Origin of the sequence: Streptosporangium sp. NPDC000509 (genome assembly GCF_042898365.1) — a bacterium.
Taxonomy (GTDB): Bacteria; Actinomycetota; Actinomycetes; order Streptosporangiales; family Streptosporangiaceae; genus Streptosporangium.
The window spans coordinates 21,832-42,529 of record NZ_JBIAYX010000001.1 but is presented as its reverse complement, the minus strand read 5'-3'; the positions used below and the strand labels follow the sequence as shown (position 1 = coordinate 42,529).

Annotated in this window: 7 protein-coding genes (1 of these 7 cut by a window edge); 6 read left to right on the top strand and 1 reads right to left on the bottom strand. The window is 72.1% G+C overall.

From position 1 onward, the window contains the following. The first annotated feature begins 159 nt into the window (after positions 1-159). The 5 genes from ACFY3D_RS00055 to ACFY3D_RS00035 all read left to right on the top strand — a co-directional run bounded on the left by ACFY3D_RS00055 (position 160) and on the right by ACFY3D_RS00035 (position 4,695). The gene (locus ACFY3D_RS00055; protein ID WP_389972849.1) at positions 160-1,191 is read left to right on the top strand and encodes a GDP-mannose 4,6-dehydratase; all 1,032 of its coding nucleotides are present in this window, start codon (positions 160-162) and stop codon (positions 1,189-1,191) included. Positions 1,192-1,284: 93 nt separating this feature from the next. Further along, complete coding sequence (locus ACFY3D_RS00050; RefSeq protein ID WP_389972846.1) at positions 1,285-2,157, top strand: 3-hydroxyacyl-CoA dehydrogenase family protein; 873 nt, start codon at positions 1,285-1,287, stop codon at positions 2,155-2,157. Next, positions 2,154-2,444 (top strand): acyl carrier protein, encoded by a 291-nt coding sequence (locus tag ACFY3D_RS00045; RefSeq protein WP_350947117.1) that lies wholly within the window; start codon positions 2,154-2,156, stop codon positions 2,442-2,444. Before ACFY3D_RS00050 ends, ACFY3D_RS00045 begins: the two co-directional genes overlap by 4 nt. Further along, positions 2,437-3,546 (top strand): acyl-CoA dehydrogenase family protein, encoded by a 1,110-nt coding sequence (locus ACFY3D_RS00040; protein WP_389972843.1) that lies wholly within the window; start codon positions 2,437-2,439, stop codon positions 3,544-3,546. Before ACFY3D_RS00045 ends, ACFY3D_RS00040 begins: the two co-directional genes overlap by 8 nt. 18 nt (positions 3,547-3,564) lie before the next feature. Next, positions 3,565-4,695, top strand: a complete 1,131-nt coding sequence (locus ACFY3D_RS00035; protein ID WP_389768450.1) for an HAD-IIIC family phosphatase — start codon at positions 3,565-3,567, stop codon at positions 4,693-4,695. On the opposite strand, the gene ACFY3D_RS00030 is transcribed toward ACFY3D_RS00035, so the two are convergent. Beyond that, positions 4,692-5,375, bottom strand: coding sequence for an O-methyltransferase (locus tag ACFY3D_RS00030; protein WP_389972840.1), 684 nt, complete (start codon positions 5,373-5,375; stop codon positions 4,692-4,694). The two genes, ACFY3D_RS00035 and ACFY3D_RS00030, sit on opposite strands and share 4 nt — an antisense overlap. Before the next feature lie 236 nt (positions 5,376-5,611). On the opposite strand from ACFY3D_RS00030, the gene ACFY3D_RS00025 reads away from it, so the two are divergent. Then, positions 5,612-20,698 carry the 5' portion of a type I polyketide synthase gene (locus ACFY3D_RS00025; protein WP_389972837.1) on the top strand. Its footprint extends 14,640 nt past the window's final position, so only the first 15,087 of its 29,727 coding nucleotides appear in the window; it begins with the start codon at positions 5,612-5,614; its stop codon lies beyond the right edge, outside the window.

Below are 20,698 nucleotides of genomic sequence, written 5' to 3'. Positions count from 1 at the left end.
CACCGCCGATCACCTGACACCCGGAAGAACTCCCTCGGTCACGGGCCGGCGGTCCGCCGGCCCGACGGACTCGATTCCCGCTGTGGGCACGCCGTCGGCGTCTTCGCGGTCGCGACGGTGTCCGGTCGGAATCTGTTCGCGGTGCTGAAAGGAAAGTGCATGTCCAGGCGCGCGCTGATCACCGGTATCACCGGTCAAGACGGCTCTTATCTGGCTGAGCATCTACTGTCCCTGGGCTACCAGGTTTGGGGGTTGATCAGAGGCCAGGCGAATCCCCGGAAATCCCGTGTCAGCCGCCTTGTCAGCGATCTGTCATTCGTCAACGGCGATCTGCTGGACGAGGGGAGCCTGGTGAGCGCGGTGGACAAGGTGCAACCCGACGAGGTGTACAATCTCGCGGCGATCTCCTTCGTCCCGATGTCCTGGGACCAGGCCGAGCTGACCACCGAGGTCAACGGCATGGGCGTGCTCCGGATGCTGGAGGCGATCCGCCTGGTATGCGGGCTGGACAAGTCACGTGACGGCAACAGCGGCCAGATCCGCTTCTACCAGGCCTCGTCCTCGGAGATGTTCGGCAAGGTCGCGGAGAGCCCGCAGCACGAGACGACGATCTTTCATCCGCGCAGCCCCTACGGGGTCGCGAAGACATATGGCCATTTCATCACCCGGAACTATCGCGAGTCGTTCGACATGTACGGCGTTTCCGGGATCCTGTTCAACCACGAGTCGCCCCGCCGGGGCACGGAGTTCGTGACCAGGAAGATCTCGCTGGGGGTCGCCCAGATCAAACTCGGCCTGCAGGAGAAGCTGTATCTCGGAAACCTCGACGCGGTCCGCGACTGGGGCTTCGCCGGCGACTACGTCAGGGCGATGCACCTCATGTTGCAGCAGGACGAGCCCACCGACTACGTGGTGGGCACCGGGCACATGCACTCGGTGCGCGACGCCGTACAGATGGCCTTCGAGTACGTGGGACTGGACTGGCGCGACCACGTCGTCGTCGACCCGGCGCTGGTGCGTCCCGCGGAGGTGGAGACTCTCTGCGCCGACCCGAGCCGCGCCCGGATCGAGCTCGGCTGGGAACCCACCGTGAGCTTCGAGCAGCTGATGCACATGATGGTGGAGTCCGATCTCCAGCACGCCTCGCGCGAGCGGGACTTCGGAGACCTCATCCTCGCGTCGAGCTGGTGAGTTCACGGCCGCCTCTCAAGCCCGGCGCATCGGAGAGAGGCGGTCCGTGAGGCACGGGAAAGGCAAACTCGAACCGCTATGTGAGGCTCAGGGATGAACGAAGTGGAAGATGCCCGGCTGGGGGTCCTGGGGGCCGGGGTGATGGGCACGGGGATCGCGGTCGTGGCGATCGGCCACGGTATTCCGGTCGTGCTCGTCGACGTGTCGGAGGACAAGCTCGCCGACGCCCGGCACCGCGTCGACCTCCAGCTCCGGCACGCGCGGCTGATGGGCTCGGTGCCGGCGAAGGGAGCGGGACCTCGACCGGCCGAGCTGACGACGACCACGGACCCCGCGGCCGTCGCCGGCGCCACCGCGGTCGTCGAGGCCGTCGTCGAGGACGCCGAGATCAAGGCGAAGGTGCTGGGCGAGACGTCACAGCTGCTCAGGGCCGGCACCCCGCTGATCTCCAACACCTCCGGCATCCCGATCGGGGAACTGGGCAGGTTCACCGCCCGCCCGGACGAACTGGTCGGCGTCCACTTCATGAACCCCGCCTACCTGATCACGATGGTGGAGGTGATCAGAGGCGACCTGACGAGCGACGAGACGATGACCGCGGTCACCGGACTGCTGGCCCGGATGGGGCGCCGCGGGATCGTCGTGCGGGACGCTCCGGGATTCGTCACGAGCAGGCTGCTCCACCCGATGATCAACGAGGCGGCACGGATCGTCGCGGCCGGTGTGACCAGCGCCGAGTCGGTGGACGACCTGATGCGAGGCTGCCTCGGACACCCCACGGGGCCCCTGCGCACGGCCGACCTGATCGGGCTGGACAACCTGGTCGACGCGCTGCGAGCCCTGTGGGAGCGCACCGGCGACGCGAGCTTCCAGCCCTGTGAACTCCTGCTGGAGAAGGTGGCGATGGGCCACCTTGGGCGTAAATCCGGTAAGGGCTTCTACGACTACGAGAAGGTGCTTTCGTGAACACGCACCCAGAAGAGACGCTTCAGCCGACCCCCGACACCATCCGGAGGCAGATCCTCGACTTCCTCCAGGAGCGGATCAAAACGGAGGTCGCCGTCGATAGAGACCTGTTCGCCTCCGGGCTCGTCAACTCGATGTTCGCCATGGAGTTGGTCGTCCACCTGGAGCAGAGGTACGGCATCGCCATCCTCGGCGAGGACCTGAAGCTGGACAACTTCCGCACCGTCGAGCGGATGGCCTCCCTCGTCCTTCGGCTGCTGGACACACCGGTGGCGGACCATGCCTGAATGGCTCGCCCAGGCGCGCCAAGGAGTCACCGACCTGGTCGGCGACCAGGCGGCGGAATGGGACCTCGAAGGTCTCCTTCCCACCGAGACGCTGCGGACCCTCGGCAAGCTGGGCCTGCTCTGCGCCGAGGTGCCGCCCGCGTACGGCGGCGTCGGCGCGAACAGCTCGGAGAACGGGGCCCTCACCGCGCACGTGGGCAGCCTGTGCAGTTCCCTGCGCAGCGTGATGACGTCGCAGGGCATGGCGGCGTGGACGATCCAGCGGCTCGGTGACGCCCGCCAGCGCCAGGAGTACCTCCCGAGGCTGACCGGCGGCGAGCTGGCCGCCGTCGCCTTCAGCGAGCGCGAGGCCGGCAGCGATGTGACGGCGCTGACCACCCGGATACGTGCCGACGGTGACACGGTGGTGGTCGACGGGCGAAAGACGTGGACCACCGTCGCACGCTACGCCGACCTGATCGTCGTCTTCGGACGGTACGGGGACGAGGGCGCCGCCGTCGTCGTCCCCGCCGAGACCCCGGGGGTCACCGTACGCCCGGTGCCCAACCCCAGCGGCTGCCGGGCCGCCGGGCACGCCGACGTCGACCTCGACGCCGTACGCCTTCCGGCGAGCGCGGTGCTCGGGGGCGGCGGCCAGCAGCTCCAGCTGCTGGTCACCACGGCCCTGTCCTACGGCCGGATATCGGTGGCCTGGGGCTGTGTCGGGATCCTGCGGGCCTGTCTCCTGGCGGCGGGCTCGCACGCGGGAACCCGCAGGCAGTTCGGCCGGCCCCTCGCCGAACACCAGCTCGTCGCCCGCCACCTCGCCGAGCTCATGGCGGCGGAGCAGGCGGCGACCCGGGTCTGCGAGCACGCGAGCCGCTGCTGGGACGAGAGATCGCCGGAGATGGTGATCGCGACGGTCCTGGCCAAGTACATCGGCTCGACCGAGGCCGCACGCGGTGCGGCGGCGGCCGTGCAGGTGCTGGCGTCGGCGGGGGCGCAGGACGGCCATGTGGTGGCGCGGGCCTACCGGGACGCGAAGCTCATGGAGCTCATCGAGGGCAGCAGCGAGATCTGCCAGCTCATTCTCGCCCAGCACGCCGTCGCACAGTCACACTGACCAAGACGAGGAGGACAGGTGCCCGACAAGACCTCGGTGGTGAAATGCCTGGTATGGGACCTGGACAACACGCTGTGGCAGGGAACCCTGCTGGAGAACGACGAGATCCGCCTGCCCGACTCCATCCGTGAACTCATCCGGGTGCTCGACTCCCGGGGCATCCTGCAGTCCGTCGCGAGCAAGAACGACCACGACCACGCCTGGGCGAAGCTCGAGGCGCTCGGCGTCGCCGAGTACTTCGTGCTGCCCCACATCGGCTGGTCGCCCAAGTCCGACTCGATCCGGCAGATCGCGGAGGAACTGCGGTTCGCCCTCGACACGATCGCGTTCATCGACGACCAGGCCGCCGAACGGGCCGAGGTGACGTTCCACCTTCCCGACGTACGGTGCTACTCCGCCGAACACGTCGCCGAGCTGGCCGGGCTGCCGGAGTTCAGCCCGGAGACGGTGACCGAGGACGCCAGAAGCCGACGGCTGATGTACCAGGCGGGGTTCCGCCGGCAGGCCGCGAAGTCCGGCTTCACCGGTCCCGACGAGGAGTTCATCCGCTCGCTCGGCCTGGTGATGCACATCGAGCACGCCACGGCCGAACACCTCGCCCGCGTCGAGGAGCTGACCCTGCGCACCAGCCAGATGAACGCCACCGGCGTGCACTACTCGCGGGAGACGCTGGAGCGGCTGCTCGACGATCCCGGGCACCGCGTCCTGGTCACCTCGTTGAGCGACCGTTTCGGGCCGCACGGGGCGGTCGGGGTCATCCTGCTGGAGCTGGGCCGCAGGACCTGGCATCTGAAGCTGCTCGCCACCTCCTGCCGGGTCGTGTCCTTCGGCGCGGGCACGGTGATCCTGCGCTGGCTGATCGACCAGGCCGCCCGCGCGGACGCGCACCTGGTGGCCGACTTCCGCCGCACCGACCGCAACCGGATGATGGAGATCGCCTACCGGTTCAGCGGATTCACCGAAGGGAAGTGCCCGTGCGTCGGGAGGCTGCCCGCCTCCGGGGTGAGCGGCCTGGAGCGACTCCACCTCGTCCCGGCACCGCAGGGCGCGCCCACCACCATGACCCTCGTCGCGTGCGACCTCGGGACCCTCGGGACCTCGTCAGGCACCCGGCCCTTCGATCTGCGCAGCCCCTCACCCGTCGTCTAGCAGGGCGGTTCGGCCGCTCCCCGCTTGCGCACCAGGGTGATGCCGTCCGCCATCGGCAGCAGTGAGATGTCCACCCGGCGGTCCTCCGCGAGGAGGGCGTTGAACCCGCGGATGGCCTCGGTGTCCGCGTCCCGCGCCCCGGGGTCGACGACCTTGCCGAAGAACAGGGTGTTGTCCACCACGATCAGCCCGTTCTCCCTGAGCAGTGGCAGGGCGGCCTCGTAGTACTTCGGGTAGCCGGGCTTGTCCGCGTCGATGAACACGAGGTCCACCGAGCCCGGCCCCTCGTCGAGCAGGAGCGCGGCGAGGGTGTCCGAGGCGTCGCCGATCCGCAGGTCGATCCGGTCGAGCACACCGGCCCGGCGCCAGTGGGGCATTCCGACACGGGGCCACCGCTCGGTGATGTCGCAGGTGATGACGCGCCCCTCGGGAGCGACCGCGCGGGCCAGGCACAACGTGCTGTAACCGGTGAAGGTGCCGACCTCCAGCACGGTCCGCGCGCCGACGAGCCGGGCGAGCAGCGTCAACAGCTGCCCCTCCTCGGCCATCACCTGCATCGCCCTGCCCGCGGGCAGGGCGGCGGTCTCCTCGCGCAGGGAACGCAGGATCTCGTCCTCCCGCAGCGACATCCGCCGAACGTACTCCGACAACTCTGCTGTGACGTGCAGCTGACCGGCCATTGCGCGAGTGTACGGCCCGGCTCGCTGGTCTTTTTCCCACTCTCGGCGCCGGAGTTACTAATGATTTTCGGGGAGCGCGGAGCCGAGACTGATCCGATGTTGGCGGAGCCTGTGGACTCGACCGCGGCCGGTGTGGTCCGTCCGGCGGTGCTGTGATCGCCGAACTCGGTTGCGAGGCATCCGGGTCCCGGCGAGTTGATGAGTTCGTGCTGGTCGTTGAAAAGGGTTGAGCTGATATGGACAACGAAGCGAAACTCCGGGAATACCTCAAGCGGGCGACCACCGATCTCCGGCGCACCCGTCAACGCGTCCACGATCTTGAGGAACAGAACCAGCAGCCGATCGCGATCATCGGGATGACCTGCCGCTACCCGGGCGGTGTGGCCTCGCCCGAGGACCTGTGGCGGCTGCTCTCCGAGGGCGGTGACCCGATATCCGAGCCGCCCGCCGACCGCGGCTGGGACCTCGACCGGCTCCGCGACGAGTACGGCGGCGCCGTACCGCCGTCGCTGTCCGGTGGTTTCCTGCGCGACGCGGCGGAGTTCGACGCCGGCTTCTTCGGCATCTCCCCCCGGGAGGCGCTGGGCATGGATCCGCAGCAGAGGCTGCTGCTCGAAGCCACCTGGGAGGCCGTCGAGAGAGCGGGCATCGACCCGATCGCGCTGCGGGGCAGCCAGACGGGCGCCTTCATCGGCGCGATGTCCCCCGACTACCGCGACACCCTGCCGCACGACATCGACGCCTTCGGGCTCACCGGTACGGCGAACAGCGTGATGTCCGGCAGGTTGTCGTACACGCTCGGTCTGGTCGGCCCGGCGGTGACGGTGGACACGGCCTGCTCGTCCTCGCTGGTCGCGCTGCACTGGGCCGCGCACTCGCTGCGGACGGGCGAGTGCACCCTCGCGCTCGCGGGCGGTGTGACGGTCATGTCGACGCCCAGCACCTTCATCGAGTTCAACCGCCAGGGCGGTCTGTCGCCCAGCGGGCGGTGCAGGGCGTACGCCGACAGCGCCGACGGCACGGGCTGGTCCGAGGGCGTGGGCGTGCTGGTGCTGGAACTGCTGTCGGACGCCCGGCGCAACGGGCACGAGGTGCTCGCGGTCATCCGTGGTTCCGCGGTGAACCAGGACGGCGCCTCCAACGGCCTGACCGCGCCGAACGGCCCCTCACAGCAGCGGGTGATCCGTGATGCCCTGGCGAACGCGCGGCTGTCGGCGGCGGACATCGACGTGGTGGAGGGACACGGGACCGGTACGACGCTGGGCGACCCGATCGAGACCGAGGCGTTGATCTCCACGTTCGGCGAGGACAGGGAACGACCCCTGCTGCTGGGGTCGGTGAAGTCGAACATCGGTCACACGCAGGCCGCCGCCGGTGTGGCCGGTGTGATCAAGATGGTGCTCGCGATGCGGCACGGGGTGCTGCCGAAGACACTGCACGTCGACGCCCCCTCGTCGCGGGTGGACTGGTCCGCGGGCACGCTGGAGCTGCTGACCGAGCAGCGGTCCTGGCCCGAGACCGGGCAGCCGCACCGGGCGGGGGTGTCCTCCTTCGGGGTGAGCGGCACCAACGCCCACGTGGTGCTGGAGGAGGCGCCGGAGTCTGAAACGGACGCGCCCGCGGCCGACAGGACACCCGCGGGCGTGGTGCCTGTGCTGCTGTCGGGCCGGACCGACGAGGCGCTGCGGGCCCAGGCCGTGCGCCTGCTCGCCCATGTGGACGGTGCGCCCGGGACGTCGCTGGACGACCTGGCGTTCTCGCTGGCCACGACGCGGTCGGCGTTCGAGCATCGAGCGGGGGTCCTCGCCGCCGATCACGCCGAACTGCGAGCGGGGCTGACGTCGCTCGCGGACGGCGGCGCCGCCGGTGTGATCAAGGGCCACGGCAGGCAGGCCAAGCTGGCGGTGTTGTTCACCGGTCAGGGGAGCCAGCGGGCCGGGATGGGCCGTGAGCTGTACGACCGGTTCCCGGTGTTCGCGGCGGCGTTGGACGAGGTGGTCGCGGAGCTGGATCCGCTGCTTGAGGGCTCGTTGCGTGAGGTGGTGTTCGCCGAGCCGGGGTCGGCTGAGGCTGAGGTGCTGGATCGGACGGGGTGGGCGCAGCCGGCTCTGTTCGCGGTGGAGACCGCGCTGTTCCGGCTGGTGTCCTCGTGGGGGGTACGTCCGAACGTGCTGGCCGGTCACTCGGTCGGGGAGATCACAGCGGCTCATGTGGCCGAGGTGTTGTCGCTGAAGGACGCGTGCGTGTTGGTGGCGGCGCGGGCGCGGTTGATGCAGGCGCTTCCCTCCGGTGGGGCGATGGTGTCGGTGCGGGCCTCCGAGGAGCAGGTCGCCGAACTGCTGGCCGGACGTGAGGAGCAGGTGTCGGTCGCCGCTGTGAACGGTCCCGCGTCTGTGGTGGTCTCCGGGGTTGAGGAGGCGGTGCTTGAGGTGGCCGCGGCTCTGGAGGAGCGGGGGATCAGGGCGAAGCGGTTGCGGGTGTCGCACGCGTTCCATTCGCCGTTGATGGATCCGATGCTGGAGGAGTTCCGGGCGGTGGCCGGGTCGCTCTCCTTCAGCCCGCCGGAGATCCCGATCGTGTCCACGCTCACCGGGGAGCAGGCGACGGCCGAGCGGCTGTGTTCGCCGGAGTACTGGGTGGAGCAGGTGCGTGGTGCGGTCCGTTTCTCCGACGCCGTCCGTACGCTGCACGGCCAGGGGGTTCGGGCGTATCTGGAGCTGGGCCCCGACGGGGTGCTCACCGCGATGGCCGCCGACACCCTCGCCGCGAGTCCGGACTCGCGTGACACCGACTCGACGCCGGATTCGCCCCTGCGCGCCACGGACCCCGAAGGGGAGGCGGACGCGGTGCTGGTGCCGGTACTGCGTGGGGGACGCGACGAGCGAACGGCGGTCATGTCGGCGCTGACGGCCCTGCACGTGCGTGGGGTGCCGGTGGAGTGGCAGGCGGTTTTCCCCGGCGCCCGCCGGGTGGAGGTGCCGACGTACGCCTTCCAGCGCGAGCGGTACTGGCCGAACCCGACCTCGGCCGGGGATGCCCGAGGACTCGGCCTGACGGCTGCCCGGCATCCGCTGCTGGGTGCGGTCATGGGGTTGGCCGACAGTGATGAGGCGTTGTTGACGGGTCGTGTCTCGTTGGGGTCGCATCCGTGGTTGGCGGATCATGTGGTGGGCGGGATGGTGATTTTTCCGGGTACGGGGTTTTTGGAGTTGGTGGTGCGGGCGGGGGATGAGGTTGGGTGTGACCTGGTCGAAGAGTTGACTTTGACCGCGCCGTTGGTGCTGGGTGAGGACGATGCGGTGGCGGTGCAGGTGCGGGTGGGGGCTGCGGATGGGGTGGGTCGGCGTGAGGTGAGTGTTCATGCTCGGCCTGCGGGGGCCGGTGAACACGACGCCTGGGTACGGCACGCGAGTGGTGTGCTGGCCGGTGGGGGGATCGGCGCGGGAAGTAACGGTGCGGCGGCCGGTGGCCGGGCCGGGGAGGAGTTCGAGGCTTTCGAGGGTGGGGTGTGGCCGCCGAGGGGTGCGTCGGTGGTCGAGGTGGACGGGTTGTACGAGCGGCTGGCCGGCAGTGGGTTGAATTACGGGCCGGTGTTCCAGGGGGTGCGGGCGGCGTGGCGGGACGTGGACGGTGCGCTGTTCGCCGAGGTGGTGTTGCCTGATCGGGTCGCCGATGCGGGTGGTTTCGGGGTGCATCCGGCGTTGCTGGACGCGGCGTTGCATGTGGTGGCTTTCGCTGATCTGGATGGTTTTGAGGGTGTGCGGTTGCCGTTCTCGTGGGGTGGGGTGTGTCTGCACGCGGGTGGGGCGTCGGTGCTGCGGGTGCGGTTGGCGTGGGTGGGTGATGGTGAGCTGTCGTTGAGCGCGGTGGACGTGGTCGGGGAGCCGGTGCTGTCGGTGCGCTCACTGGTGCTGCGCCCGATCCCGTCCGACCGGCTTGGCGCGGCCTTCCAGAGCGGGGGAGTCGAGCGGGAGGCGCTGTTCGGGGTGGAGTGGACGCCGGTGGCGGAGCCCTCTTCGGGTGAGGTGTCACCGGTGGCGGTGCTCGGCCCGGACGTGCTGGGTTTCGCCGAGGCATGGCGGGTGGCCGGGCAGGCGATTCCGGCTCATGAGGATCTGTCCTCGCTGGTGGCGGGGCCGGTGCCGGACGCGGTGGTGACCGAGGCGGTCTCGGATCAGGCGGGCGCGGTGGTGGGGGCGGTGCGTGCTTTGGCGGTTCGTGTTCTGGGGTTGGTGCAGGGGTGGTTGGCCGATGAGCGGTGTGGGGGTTCGCGGTTGGTGGTGGTGTCGCGGGGTGCGGTGGCGGTTGGGGAGGGTGAGGTGGTCGCGGATCTGGGGGCTGCGGCGGTGTGGGGGTTGGTGCGTTCTGCGCAGGTGGAGAATCCTGGCCGGTTCGTGCTGGTGGATGTGGACGAGGAGTTGTCGTCGTCGGTGTTGGCGGGGGTGTTGGCCTCGGGTGAGCCGCAGGTGGCGGTGCGCGGGGGTGAGGTGCGGGTACCGCGCCTGGCGCGGGTGACGCCCGGCTCCGCCTCCGGTTTCGGGGGTGGGGGTGGCCTCGCGGATGGCTCCGGCCTCGGCGAGGGGGGTGGTTCTGTTCTGGTCGGTGGTTCTGATCTGGGTGAGGGCCGGGTCTGGGATCCGGAGGGGACGGTGTTGATCACTGGTGGTACGGGTGGTCTGGGGGGTTTGTTCGCGCGGCATGTGGTGGCCGAGCGTGGGGTGCGGCGTCTGCTGCTGGCCGGCCGCCGGGGGTTGGACGCTCCGGGTGCGGTGGAGTTGCAGGCGGAGTTGATCGCGCACGGGGTCGAGGTCACGGTCGCGGCGTGTGATGTGGCCGATCGCGATCAGGTGGCGGCGCTGCTGGCCGGGGTGCCGGAGGAACACCCGTTGACGGCGGTGATCCATACCGCGGGTGTGCTGGATGACGGGACGATTCCGTCGTTGACGGCGGAGCGGTTGGATGTGGTGTTGCGGCCGAAGGTGGATGCGGCGTGGCATCTGCACGAGCTGACCCAAGACCAGGATCTGGCCGATTTCATCGTGTTCTCGTCGGTGGCGGGGACGTTCGGTGGGGCGGGGCAGGGCAATTACGCGGCGGGCAACGCGTTCTTGGACGCGTTGGCGGAGTATCGGCGCGGGCTGGGGCTGGCCGGGTTGTCGTTGGGGTGGGGTCCGTGGGAGCAGGACGCGGGGATGACGGGGGGGTTGGACGAGGTTCAGGCGCGTCGGTTGACGCGTGCGGGGATGTCGGCGATCACGCCGGAGCAGGGTGTGGTGTTGTTCGAGGCGGCGATCGGTTCCGGTGGGCCGGCTGTGGTGCCGGTGCGGTTGGATCTGGCGGTGGTGCGGGCGGGTGGTGAGGTGCCGCACCTGCTGCGCGGGCTGGTGCGGGGGGTCCGCAGGTCGGCGGTGTCCGGGATGGCGTCGGCCGTGGCCGGTGACGGCGCGCTGGTGGGACGGCTGATCGGGGTGGAGCCCGCCGAGCGGGTCCGGCTCCTGGTGGACCTGGTGCGTACCGAGGTGGCACTGGTGCTGGGGCACACCTCGCCGAAGGCGGTGGACGTCCGGCGGGAGTTTCGGGAGCTGGGCTTCGACAGCCTGACCGCGGTGGAGTTGCGCAATCGGCTGAACACGGTGACCGGGCTGCGCCTGCCGGCCACGCTGGTCTTCGACCATCCCACGCCCGCCGTGCTGGCCGAGTTCCTGCTGGAGGAGGCGCTGGGCGAGCGGGACGTCGCCGTCCCGGCCACGATCGCGCCGGTCGCCGACGACCCGGTCGTGATCGTCGGGATGGGCTGCCGCTATCCGGGTGGCGTCACCTCGCCGGAGGACCTGTGGCGGTTGGTGGCGGAGGGCCAAGACGCGATCACGGGATTCCCGGTCAACCGCGGCTGGGACCTGGAGGCGCTCTACCACCCGGACGCCGACCACGCGGGCAGCTCGTACACCAGACAGGGCGGCTTCCTGCACGACGCGGCGGAGTTCGACGCGGACTTCTTCGGGATGAGCCCGCGGGAGGCGCTCGCGACGGACGCGCAGCAGCGCCTGTTGCTGGAGACCTCCTGGGAGGCCGTCGAACGGGCGGGAATCGACCCGGCCACGCTCCGGGGCAGCCGGACGGGCGTGTTCGCCGGGGTGATGTACACCGACTACAGCGGGATCCTGGGCGCGGGCGAGTTCGAGGGCTATCGGGGTACCGGGACCGCCGCGAGCGTCGTCTCCGGCCGGGTGTCCTACACGCTGGGCCTGGAGGGTCCGGCGGTGACGGTCGACACGGCCTGCTCGTCCTCGCTGGTCGCGGTGCATCTGGCCGCACAGGCACTGCTTTCGGGGGAGTGCGAGCTCGCCCTGGCCGGCGGTGTGACCGTGATGGCCACGCCCGGGGCCTTCGTGGAGTTCTCCCGGCAGCGAGGGCTGTCCGCCGACGGGCGATGCAAGTCGTTCGCGGACGGTGCGGACGGCGTGAGCTGGGCCGAGGGCGTCGGGGTGCTGGTGCTTGAGCGCCTGTCGGACGCCCGGCGCAACGGCCACGACGTGCTGGCGGTGGTACGGGGCTCGGCGGTGAACCAGGACGGCGCGTCCAACGGGCTGACCGCGCCGAACGGCCCCTCGCAGCGGCGGGTGATCCGTCAGGCCCTGGCCGGAGCTCGACTGTCGGCGTCCGAGGTGGACGTGGTGGAGGGGCACGGGACCGGCACCACCTTGGGTGACCCGATCGAGGCGCAGGCGCTGCTCGCCACCTACGGCCAGGACCGGCCGCAGGACCGGCCGCTGCTGCTGGGGTCGATCAAGTCGAACATCGGCCACACGCAGGCGGCCGCCGGTGTCGCGGGCGTGATCAAGATGATCATGGGGATGCGGCACGGCGTCGCGCCCAGGACCCTGCACGTCGACGCGCCGTCCTCGCACGTGGACTGGGCCGCGGGTGCGGTGGAGCTGCTGGCCGAGGCGCGGGAGTGGCCCGAGACGGGTCACCCGCGCCGGGCCGCGGTGTCGTCGTTCGGCTTCAGCGGCACCAACGCCCACCTCATCATCGAGCAGGGCGTCGAACAGGACGGCGCCGAGGTGACCCCGTCGGCCGAGGGGGAGACGCCCTCGGCCGCCGGGTCGCCGACGACGGGCCTGCCGCTGCCGCTGCCGGTCTCCGGCAGGACGGAGGGGGCGGTGCGGGCGCAGGCCGCGCGGCTGCTGTCCCACCTGGAAGGCCGTCCCGAGGCGTCCCTCGCCGATATCGCGTTCTCGCTGGTGACCACCCGTTCCCTCTTCGAGCACCGGGCCGTCGTGCGGGCCGAGGACCACGCCGGAGCGCTGGCCGGGTTGCGTGCGCTGGCCGGCGGCCTGACCGCGCCGGGAGTCGTACGAGGCCAGGCCAAGGACGATCTGAGGCCGGCGTTCCTGTTCACCGGCCAGGGCGCCCAGCGAGTGGGCATGGGCCTGGAGACCTACGAACGGTTCCCGGTGTTCGCCGAGGCGCTCGAAGGCGTGCTCGCGGCGCTGGCCCCCCGGATGAGTCCGCACCTGGACCGGCCGCTGCGGGAGGCGCTCTTCTTCGACGCCGAACTGCTCGACCGCACGGCGTACACGCAACCGGCGCTTTTCGCCCTTGAGGTCGCGCTGTACCGGCTGGTGGAGTCGTGGGGCGTACGCCCGGCCGCGCTGGCGGGGCACTCGATCGGGGAACTCGCCGCGGCGCACGTCGCCGGGGTGCTGACACTGGAGGACGCCTGCGCGCTGGTCGCCGCGCGGGGCCGGTTGATGCAGGCGCTCCCCGCCGGTGGCGCGATGGTGGCGATCCAGGCGAGTGAGGAGGAGATCCGTCAGGCGCTGGCCGGGCGCGAGGACGAGGTGTCCGTCGCGGCGGTGAACGGCCCCGCGTCGGTGGTGATCTCCGGGGTCGAGGCCGCGGTGCTGGAGGTGGCCGCCGGGTTGGCCGCCCAGGAGCGCAGGACCAAGCGGCTGCGGGTGTCGCACGCGTTCCACTCCCCGTTGATGGAGCCGATGCTCGCGGAGTTCAGGGCGGTCGCTGAGACGGTGTCGTACGCACCCCCTCGGATCCCGATGATCTCCAACGTGACCGGCGGGTTCGTCACGGACGAGGTGTGCTCCCCCGACTACTGGGTGCGGCACGTGCGGGAGACCGTCCGGTTCCGCGACGGCGTGCGGGAACTGCACGGGACGGGCGTGACCGCGTTCCTGGAGATCGGGCCGGACGGCGTGCTGACCGCGATGGCCCAGGACGCCCTCCCCGAGGAGGCGGAGGCGCTGCTGCTGCCCGTGCTGCGCGGCGACCGCGGCGAGGGCGCCGCGGTCATGACCGCGCTGGCCGAGCTGCACGTGAACGGCGTGCGCGTCGACTGGCCGGTCCTGCTGCGCGGCGCCCGCCGGGTGGACCTGCCGACGTACGCGTTCCAGCACGAGTCGTTCTGGCCGGAGCCGCCGCCCGTCCCGAACGAGGCGGTCGCCGATCCGGCCGACGCGCGGCTCTGGGACGCGGTCGGGCGCGGTGACGCCGGGGACGTGGCCGCGATCCTCGGCCTGCGCGACGAGCACGCCTCCTCGCTGGACGCCCTGCTCCCGGCCCTGTCGTCGTGGCGGCGGAGCCGGAGCGAGGCGGCGACGCTCGACTCCTGGCGCTACCGGGTGGAGTGGAAGCCCCGCCGTACGCCCCCTCTCGCCGTGCTGGCGGGCACCTGGCTGGTCGTGACCACCGACGGGATTCAGGACGGCGACGTGGTGGCCGCGCTGGAGGGTCACGGGGCGCGGGTGGAGCGGCTCGTGCTGGAGGGGACGGACACCGACCCCGCGTCGCTCGCGGTCCGGCTCGGGGAGCCGGACGAGATCTCCGGTGTGGCGTCGATGCTCGCGCTCGCGGAGGCGCCCGTCGCGGACGGCGGGGCGGTGCCGAGCGGTCTCGCGCTCACGGTCGTGCTCCTGAGGGCGCTCGGCGACGCGGAGATCGATGCGCCGCTGTGGTGTGTCACCCGTGGCGCCGTGTCCGCGGCTCCCGGCGATCGGGTGACCCGTCCTGTGCAGGCGCAGGTGTGGGGCATGGGCCGGGTCGCGGCCCTGGAGCATCCGGAGCGCTGGGGCGGTCTGGTCGACCTGCCCGAGGTCGTCGAGGGGCGTTGCGCCCAGGGGCTGGCGAGCGTGCTGGCGGGCCTGGACGGCGAGGACCAGGTGGCGGTGCGGGCGTCGGGCGTGTTCGGGCGGCGGTTGCGGCGTCACCCCGCCGCGTTCGGCCAGACCGGTTCGACCGGTGCCGCCGTGCGGGGTTCCGGCGGTGCGGCGTCGGGTTCCGATGCCCTCGTGTCGGGTTCCGGTGATACGGCGTCGGGTTCCGGTGCTGTCGTGTCGGGTTCCGGCGGTGGGGTGTCGGGTTCCGGACCCGCCGGGTTGGGCTCCGGTGGCACGGTGCTGATCACCGGTGGGACCGGCGCCCTCGGCGCGGCCACCGCGCGGTGGCTGGTACGCGGCGGCGTCAAGCGTCTCGTGCTGACCGGCCGACGCGGCATGGACGCCCCCGGGGCGCCGGAGCTGCGCGACGAGCTGCTCGCGCTGGGTGCCGAGGTGAGCGTCGCCGCCTGTGACGTGGCCGACCGCGACGCGCTCGCCGCCGTGCTGGCCACGATCCCGGCCGAGCACCCGCTCACCGGGGTCGTCCACGCGGCCGGGGTGGGGCAGGCCGTCGCCCCCCTTGAGCGGGCGGACGTCGCGTCCCTCGCCGAGGTGACGACGGCGAAGGTGGCCGGTGCCGCCAACCTGGACGACCTGCTCGGGGATCGCGAGCTCCACTTCTTCGTGCTGTTCTCCTCGATCGCCGGGGTGTGGGGCAGCGCGGGGCAGGGCGCCTACGCGGCGGCCAACGCCTACCTCGACGCGCTGGCCGAGCACCGGCACGCGCGAGGTCTCGCTGCGACGTCGGTGGCCTGGGGCGCGTGGGCGGAAGCGGGGATGGCCGTCGCGGGGGACCTCGCGAGGGACAGCGCAGGAGACAGCGCGGGGGACAGCGCGGGGGACGCTGCCGCGACGGGAAACACGGTTGCGGCGGGCGACACGGCAGGGCAGGGGAACGCCGGGGGCGCCGGGGGCGCCGGGGGCATGGCCGCGGAGGGGGGCATGGCCGGTTACCTGCGCAGGCGCGGCCTGGCCCTGCTGCCCCCCGACATCGCGATCGGTGAGCTGAACCGGGCGGTCGGCGGCAGGGACGCGGTGGTGACGGTCGCCGACGTCGACTGGGACCGGTTCTATCCGATCTTCACCTCGACCCGGCCCAGCAACCTGTTCGGCGAGCTCGCGGAGGTGAGGACGCAGCGCGAGAGCGAGGACGGGCCGGGGGCCTCCGGCGACCCGGAATTCGTCGCGCGGCTACGTGGCCTGACCGACAAGGAGCGTCGGCGTGAGCTGCTGAACCTGGTACGCGCCGAGGTGGCGGCCGTGCTGGGACACGCCTCGGCCGAGACGGTCTCCGAGCGGCGCGCCTTCCGAGAGCTGGGCTTCGACTCGCTCACCGCGGTGGAGCTGAGAAAGCGGCTCGTCGCGGTGACCGGTCTGGCGTTGCCGAGCACCCTGGTGTTCGATCACCCGAATCCGGCCGCGCTGGTGGAGTTCCTGCGGTCGCGGGTCGCGGGCGCGGAGGACGGCGAGAACGGCGAGAACGCAGCCGGAGGCTCCATCGCCGTCCGTGCCGACGAGCCGATCGCGATCATCGGGATGGCCTGCCGCTTCCCCGGCGGCGTCGCCTCTCCGGAACAGCTGTGGGAACTGGTGACCGAGGGGGGCGACGCGATCTCCGGGTTCCCCGCGGGCCGGGGCTGGGACGCGGAAGGGCTCTACGACCCCGACCCCGATCACTCCGGTACGACCTACTCGGTCGAAGGGGGGTTCCTGCACGACGCCGGCGACTTCGACCCCGGGTTCTTCGGTATCTCACCGCGCGAGGCGCTGACCATGGACCCGCAGCAGCGGCTGCTGCTGGAGACCGCGTGGGAGGCCATCGAGCGGGCCGGCATCGATCCCGTCACGCTGCGCGGCCACTCCACCGGCACGTTCATCGGCTCCAGCTACCAGGAGTACGGCTCGGACTCCGCCGACGCCGAGGGGCACCAGGTCACCGGCACCATCCCGAGCGTGCTGTCGGGCCGGCTGTCGTACGTACTGGGCCTGGAAGGTCCCGCGGTCACGGTCGACACGGCGTGCTCGTCGTCGCTGGTGGCGCTGCATCTGGCCTGCCAGTCGCTGCGCGAGGGCGAGAGCTCGCTCGCCCTGGCGGGCGGCGTGACGGTGATGACCACCCCGGCGGCCTTCGTGGCGTTCAGCCGCCAGCGGGCGCTCGCCGCCGACGGCCGGTGCAAGGCGTTCTCCGACGCGGCCGACGGGATGAGCCTGGCCGAGGGGGTCGGCCTGCTGCTGGTGGAGCGGCTGTCGGACGCGCGGCGCAACGGCCACCCGGTCCTCGCGGTGGTGCGCGGTTCCGCGATCAACCAGGACGGCGCGTCCAACGGGCTGACCGCGCCGAACGGTCCCTCACAGCAGCGGGTGATCCGCAGGGCGCTCGCGGGCGCGCGGCTGTCGGCGGCCGAGGTCGACGCGATCGACGCGCACGGCACGGGGACCGGCCTGGGCGACCCCATCGAGGCCCAGGCACTCCTCGCCACGTACGGGCAGGACAGGGAGCGGCCGTTGCTGCTCGGGTCGGTCAAGTCGAACATCGGCCACACCCAGTCCGCGGCGGGCGTGGCCAGCGTGATCAAGATGGTCATGGCGATGCGGCACGGGACGCTGCCCAGGACGTTGCACGTGGGCACGCCGTCGTCCCACGTGGACTGGACGGCGGGCGCGGTCGAGCCGCTGACCGAGGCCACCCCGTGGCCGGAGACCGGAAGGCCGCGCCGGGCCGCCGTGTCCTCCTTCGGGATCAGCGGCACGAACGCCCACACGATCCTCGAACAGGCGCCGGACGCGGAGGAGCCGGTCGGCGAGGTCGCGCTCGCCGGTCCCGACGACCGTGCGGATTCCGCGGCCGCGGAATCCGTTCCTGCTCTCGGCGCGGTGCCGTGGGTGGTGTCGGGCAGGACGGCGGAGGCGCTGCGCGCGCAGGCGCGACGGCTCGCCGACCACGTCGCCGATCATGTCGCCGATCACGGTGTCGACCAGGGGGCCGGCCGCGGTGAGCTCGATCCGGCCGCGGTGGGCTTCTCGCTGGTGACGTCGAGGTCGGCGTTCGAGCACCGCGCGGTCGTGGTGGGCGGTGACCGCGAGTCGCTCTCCGCCGCGATGAGCGCGGTGGCCGCGGGCGAGCCCGCGCCGGGTGTGATCCAGGGCGTGGCGGACGCCGAGGGCAAGACGGTCTTCGTCTTCCCCGGCCAGGGCGCGCAGTGGGCCGGTATGGGCGCCCGGCTGCTTGAGCAGTCCCCGGTGTTCGCCGAACGCGTCGCCGAGTGCGCCCTCGCCCTGAGCCGGTACGTCGACTGGTCGCTGATCGACGTGCTGCGCCAGACGGAGGGGGCGCCGTCGCTGGACCGGGTGGACGTCGTGCAGCCGGTGTCGTTCGCGGTGATGGTCTCGCTCGCGGCGATGTGGCGCGCTCACGGAGTGGAGCCCGACGCGGTGATCGGGCACTCCCAGGGGGAGATCGCCGCCGCCTGCGTGGCGGGCGCGCTCTCCCTGGACGACGCCGCGAGGGTGGTGGCGGTGCGCAGCCAGGCCATCGCGCGGCGACTGGCCGGCGCCGGAGGGATGATGTCGGTCTCGCTTCCGCTGCCCGACGTCGAGGAGAGGCTGCGTCCCTGGGCCGAGCGGATCTCGGTCGCGGCGGTCAACGGGCCGCGTTCGGTCGTGGTGTGCGGCGATCCCGGCGCGCTCGACGAGCTGTCGGAGCGGTTGACCGAGGAGGGGGTGCGCGCCAGGCGAGTCGCGGTCGACTACGCCTCGCACTCGGCCCACGTCGAGCGGCTCCAGGAGGAGCTGCCGCGAGCCCTGTCGGAGATCCGGCCGGAGCGGGCCGAGGTTCCCTTCCTGTCCACGGTGACCGGGGAGTGGCTGGACGGCACGGAGCTGGACGCCGGCTACTGGTACCGCAACCTGCGCCGAGCCGTCCGGTTCGAACCCGCGGTGCGGTCCCTGCTGGCCGAGGGACACCGGGCGTTCATCGAGGTCAGCCCGCACCCGGTGCTGACGGGCGCGATCCAGGAGACGGCCGAGGAGGCGGGCGGGACTCCGGGGGCGGTCACGGTCACCGGGACCCTGCGCCGCGACCAGGGCGGCACGGAACGCTTCCTCACCTCCCTGGCGGAGGTGTTCGTACGCGGCGTGCCGGTCGACTGGCGAACGGTCTTCGACGGCACGGGCGCCCGCCGGGTGGAACTACCGACGTACGCGTTCCAGCGGGAACGGTTCTGGATACAGCGCGCCGAGGCGCCGGCGGCCGGTGCGGCGGACCCGGCGGACGAGCGGTTCTGGGCGGCGGTGGAGCGGGAGGACCTCGACTCGCTCGCTTCCGGACTGGACGTGGGCGCCGGGGCACTCGCCGAGGTGGTGCCCGCGCTGTCGTCCTGGCGTCGCCGGCAGCGGGCCCGGTCCACCGTGGACTCCTGGCGCTACCGCGTCGCCTGGCGGCCGGTCACCGGCCCCGCCTCCGCCTCCCTGTCGGGCACGTGGCTGCTCGTCACCCCGGAGGGCCTGGAGGGTGACGACGTCGCCGACGCGCTCACCGCGCACGGCGCGCGGGTCCGCAGGGTCGCGCTCGACGAGTCGTGCACCGACCGCGCCCTGCTGGCACGCGTGCTGACCGGCCCGCCGTCCGGGACGCCCGGCGATGCCGGGGGACCGGACGCCGGGCCGGACGCCTCGCCAGGCGAGGGAGAACACATCGCCGGCGTCGTGTCCCTGCTCGCCCTCGCCGAGCGGCCCGCCGACCGCTACCCGGAGCTGGCCGTCGGCCTGGCACTCACCGTCGCGCTCGTGCAGGCCCTGGGCGACGCGGAGATCGACGCGCCCCTGTGGTGCCTCACCACGGGCGCGGTCTCCACCGGCCGGTCGGACCAGGTGACCAACCCCCTCCAGGCGCAGGTCCACGGCGTGGGCTGGACGGCCGCGCTGGAGCACCCGCGACGCTGGGGCGGGATGGTCGACCTGCCGGGGACGCTCGACCAGCGCGCGGCGCGGCGCCTGGCGAGCGTCCTCGCGGGCGGTGGCGGCGAGGACCAGCTCGCGATCAGGACCTCGGGCGTGTTCGCCAGACGGGTGGTGCCGGCACCGGCGGCCGACCGGAAACCGGCGCGCGGGTGGACGCCACGCGGGACCACCCTGGTGACCGGCGGCACGGGAACGCTCGCCCCCCACCTGGCCCGCAGGCTCGCGGCCGAGGGGGCCGAACACCTGGTGCTGACCAGCCGTCGCGGCATGGACGCTCCCGGCGCGGCCGAACTGCTGGCGGAGCTGGCCGCACTCGGCACGACCGCGACGATGACGGCGTGCGACGTGTCCGACCGTGACTCCGTCGCCGGCCTGCTCGCGCGGCTGCGCGCGGAGGGCCACGTCGTCCGTACGGTGGTGCACGCCGCCGCCTCCATCGAGCTGCACACACTGAACGACACCACCGTCGAGGCGTTCGCCGAGGTGGTGCGGGCCAAGGTCCTCGGCGCCCGGCACCTGGACGAGTTGCTGGACGCCGACGAGGTCGAGGCGTTCGTCCTGTTCTCCTCGACGGCGGGGATGTGGGGCAGCGGGCGGCACGCGGCGTACGTGGCGGGCAACGCCTACCTCGGCGCGCTGGCGGAGAACCGGCGCGCCAGAGGGCTGCCGGCCACGTCGATCTCCTGGGGCATCTGGTCGGACGACCGCGAACTCGGCCGGGTCGATCCCGAGCAGATCCTGCGCAGCGGGCTCGTGTTCATGGAGCCGGACCTGGCACTCGAGGGGTTCAGGCAGGCGCTGGACGGCGAGGAGACCGTGCTCGCGATCGCCGACGTGGACTGGGAGCGGTACTTCCCCGTCTACACCTCCGCACGGCCGAGCCGGCTGTTCGGCGAGGTGCCCGCCGTACGGCGGCTGACCGAGGCCGCGGAGCGTCCGGCGATCGCCGCGGGCGACGGGGAGTTCGTCACCCGGCTGCGCGGGCTGCCCGCGTCCGAGCGGGACCGGCTGCTGCTGGAGCTGGTGCGCGGCCAGGCGGCGACCGTACTGGGCCACTCCTCGGCCGACGCCGTCGCCGAGCGGCAGGCGTTCCGCGACATGGGCTTCGACTCGGTCACCGCGGTCGACCTGCGCAACCGGCTCGCCGCTGCGACGGGCCTCGCGCTGCCCAGCACGCTGGTGTTCGACCAC

Coding starts and splice junctions, on each gene's coding strand:
- ACFY3D_RS00050 (WP_389972846.1), top strand. CDS start 1,285: ATGAACGAAGTGGAAGATGCCCGGCTGGGGGTCCTGGGGGCCGGGGTG.
- ACFY3D_RS00040 (WP_389972843.1), top strand. CDS start 2,437: ATGCCTGAATGGCTCGCCCAGGCGCGCCAAGGAGTCACCGACCTGGTC.
- ACFY3D_RS00030 (WP_389972840.1), bottom strand. CDS start 5,375: ATGGCCGGTCAGCTGCACGTCACAGCAGAGTTGTCGGAGTACGTTCGG.
- ACFY3D_RS00055 (WP_389972849.1), top strand. CDS start 160: ATGTCCAGGCGCGCGCTGATCACCGGTATCACCGGTCAAGACGGCTCT.